The 2,938-nt window shown below is 64.4% G+C and carries 4 protein-coding genes; 3 read left to right on the forward strand and 1 reads right to left on the reverse strand.

Annotated features, from left to right (window positions below; genetic code table 11):
* From Q0R23_RS14240 to Q0R23_RS14250, 3 genes are all read left to right on the forward strand, one after another.
* The coding region (locus Q0R23_RS14240; RefSeq protein WP_293914027.1) for a polysaccharide pyruvyl transferase family protein at positions 1-559 on the forward strand (559 nt) is incomplete at its 5' end.
* A gap of 567 nt (positions 560-1,126) precedes the next feature.
* Complete coding sequence (locus Q0R23_RS14245) at positions 1,127-1,558, forward strand: VOC family protein (RefSeq protein ID WP_293914029.1); 432 nt, start codon at positions 1,127-1,129, stop codon at positions 1,556-1,558.
* An 80-nt stretch (positions 1,559-1,638) separates the two neighbouring features.
* Positions 1,639-2,322 carry a hypothetical protein gene (locus Q0R23_RS14250; RefSeq protein ID WP_293914031.1) on the forward strand — a complete coding sequence of 228 codons (684 nt, stop codon included), beginning with the start codon at positions 1,639-1,641 and terminating at the stop codon, positions 2,320-2,322.
* Between the two features lie 9 nt (positions 2,323-2,331).
* Here the strand turns inward: Q0R23_RS14250 and Q0R23_RS14255 are convergent.
* Positions 2,332-2,938, reverse strand: a 607-nt coding sequence (locus Q0R23_RS14255) for an exodeoxyribonuclease VII large subunit (protein ID WP_293914033.1), incomplete at its 5' end; no start/stop codon positions are given.

The following is a 2,938-nucleotide window of genomic DNA, read 5'->3' on the forward strand; positions in this document are numbered from 1 at the left end:
GCGCAGTCTGGAGACGCTGGCGGCGTTGGGCGTGAAAGCCGAGCTGGGCGGCGACCCGGCGCTGCTGCTGGAGCCGTCCGGCGGGCTGGAACGCGATCCGGACACGGTGATCCTGGCGCCACGCGGCGACGTGACGGGCGCCAGCGAGCGGCTGCGGATGCTGGCTGCCGAGCTGCGGCTGCGCGGGCGGCGGGTGGTGGCGCTGAGCTTCTACCCGCATGAGGACGACGTTGCCGCCCGCAGTCTGGGCGCCGATGAGGTCATCAGCACGGACCAGCCGCAAATCGCACTCGACGCCATCGCGGGGGCAGGCATGGTCGTGGGGGTGAGGCTGCATGCGCTGATCCTGGCTGCCGCTGCGGGCACGCCGTTTGTGGGGGTCAGTTACGATCCCAAGGTCAGCGGCTTTTGTGCGGATGCCGGGGCGCCGAGTGTGAGTACGGAATTTGACGTATCGGCGCTGAGTAAGCTGGTGCTGGAGCGGCGGGAACCGGACTGGAACGAGGTCGCCGCCATGCAGGCGCGGGCGCAAGGCAGCTTTGGGTGGGCGTTGGAGTAGGCGGTTACGCTGCTTTTTTGGCTTCAGCACATTGCAAATGCGAATGCACCCCCAGCGGGCAGGCCCGATAGGTGCCGTTCTGCACAAGACACCCCCCAGCCCCCGCCACGGTGGGGCGCAACTGGCCATAGGTTCGGGGGCGGCCCCTCACCTCTCTTGATTAGCTGACGTGTCAATAGAACCTTGGAGGGAGTCGGCGCTCCGCTGAGGATGGTACATCCCATTCGTCCCAGCCGCACTCTTCTTCACCGCGTTCTCCACATCATGGCCGGTTCCGTAGGGCGCCCGTGCACCGCATTCGTCCATAACTGACTGCGCTGGAAGGTAGTGGTCTACTTCAGTAGAAAACAGCGTCTAGGCGCCTGCTATTGACCCCTCTCCTGCGGAGCTGTACCAGTCGCCCCTTGCGGGAGAGTCGCAGACCTGAGGAGTGGCATGCCCAGGCGCGTCCGTTCACGACGAGTGCTTGCAGAGGGGCCTTGCGTAGCAAGGGGGTGAGGGAATAAGCGCAGCGCATGTCCTCCCCACTCCCCACTCCCCACTCCCCACCTCCGGTAGAATCACCTCATGACCCTGACCCTGAACTACATCTCGTTCGTGGTGGCCGATATGCAGCGCAGTCTGGACTTTTACTGCACACTGGGTCTGCCGATTGCCCAGGGCGCCCACCTGAACGCAGCAGGCGAGCCCGAAGACCACGTGGAAATCAGCCAGAACGGTCTGCGGATCGCCTGGGAAACCGAGACCATGATTCAGGGCCTGGGCACGGGCTGGACGCCGCCGCCTGCCGGTCAGTCACGCCTCGGCGTCGCCTTTGAAGCCAGCAGCTCCGCCGAGGTGGACGCCGCCTGCGAACGGCTGAGCGCCCACGGCTACATTGTCAAGGCCGAGCCCTTCGACGCCTTCTGGGGCCAGCGCTACGCCACCGTGGTGGATCCCGACGGCAACACCGTGGACGTATTCGCCTGGTCAATAGATAAAGTTCAGATGAAGCCCTAAACCAGACAAATTCGCATCCTAGAAACTCACAACCCATTAGACTCATGCTCAGCTCAGATTGCTCATCTTGGGAGGAGCTTATGAAAAAGTTTGTGATCGGTGGATTTCTCCTGCTCCTGACCGCGTGCAGCAGCACTTCGACGCCCCCGACGGGCTCTGGCAATAACCAGCCTCCGGTGCTGAATTATCCGTACAATCCGAATTTCAATGCTGTAGAGAGCAGTGACACTCGCGTGCCGTACTACGGAGAGTGGGTCTGGGCCGCTACCTTGAGTAGCGGCACGACCTACACCGGTAAAATGAGCATCTCCAGACGGGCGCCTGCCGATGCTGAATTTAAAAACACGGGCGCGGGAGCAGCAGTATGGTGCGTCACGACACCCTGCATCTACAATAAAGATATAGGTCTGATCGGGTCGTTCAGCTCCGGCAATGTGGCAAAGCTGAGTGTGGGCTTCTACGACGGCGACTTCAATCAGCTCAAATTCGTCGCCCTCGACGCTGACGGAATTGTGGGGACGGAATTTGAGGGTAAGCCGACGCTCAGCGGCGCTGGTGCGTGGTACTTCTACAACGGCTCGACAGCAACCATGGGATTTGCCATGGCCCAGGTCAGCACTGTTCCACCGATCAAATTACAGGGGCCAGCGACAGTTCCTCAGGCCCGGCTCGGCCAGATCACCACAGCGGCACTCGCTGCCCAGAGCGAACAGCAGGCACTGCAAGCGCGAGCTTTGGCCGTGCTGAAACTGAGCTTCAAGTAGGACTGCCTCTCAGCTCATCACGCTCACGTCCACCTCGCCGTCCTGAAAGCTCAGCCGCAGCGCCTCGCCGGGACTGAGCTGGGCGGCTCTCGTTATCACCGCGCCGCGCCCGTCTGAACCGGTACGCCGCACCAGCGCGTAGCCGCGTGCCAGGGTCCGCTCTGGCGTCAGGCCCAGAACCTGGCGCATGGTGGCGTCCAGCCGGGCCGTTTCGCTGCTCAGGCGGGTCTGAGCGGCGCGGCGCAGGCGTTCGTTCAGGCGCTCGCTGCCGCTTTCGGCCTGCCGCAGGGCGTCCGCCGCGTAGCTTCGCACCGCCGAGTACGTCTGGACCGTGCCCTGCACCGCCTCCAAAATGCTGCCGACGATATAGGCCGCCGCCTTGCTGGGCGTGTCGGTGCGCAGGCAGGCCAGCTCGTCGAGGATGGTGTCGTCGCGGGCGTGGCCGATGCCGGTGATGACCGGCGCCGGGAAGGCGGCCACGGCGCGGGCCAGCGCCTCGGAGTTGAGCCAGGCCAGGTCCAGGCTGGCGCCGCCGCCCCGGATGATGACCAGCGCGTCGGCGCCCAGCTCGTCGTGGGCGGCGCGGGCCTCTGCCACGGCCCGCAGCAAACTGGCC

Source organism: Deinococcus sp., from assembly GCF_025362455.1.
In the GTDB taxonomy this organism is placed as follows: Bacteria; Deinococcota; Deinococci; order Deinococcales; family Deinococcaceae; genus Deinococcus.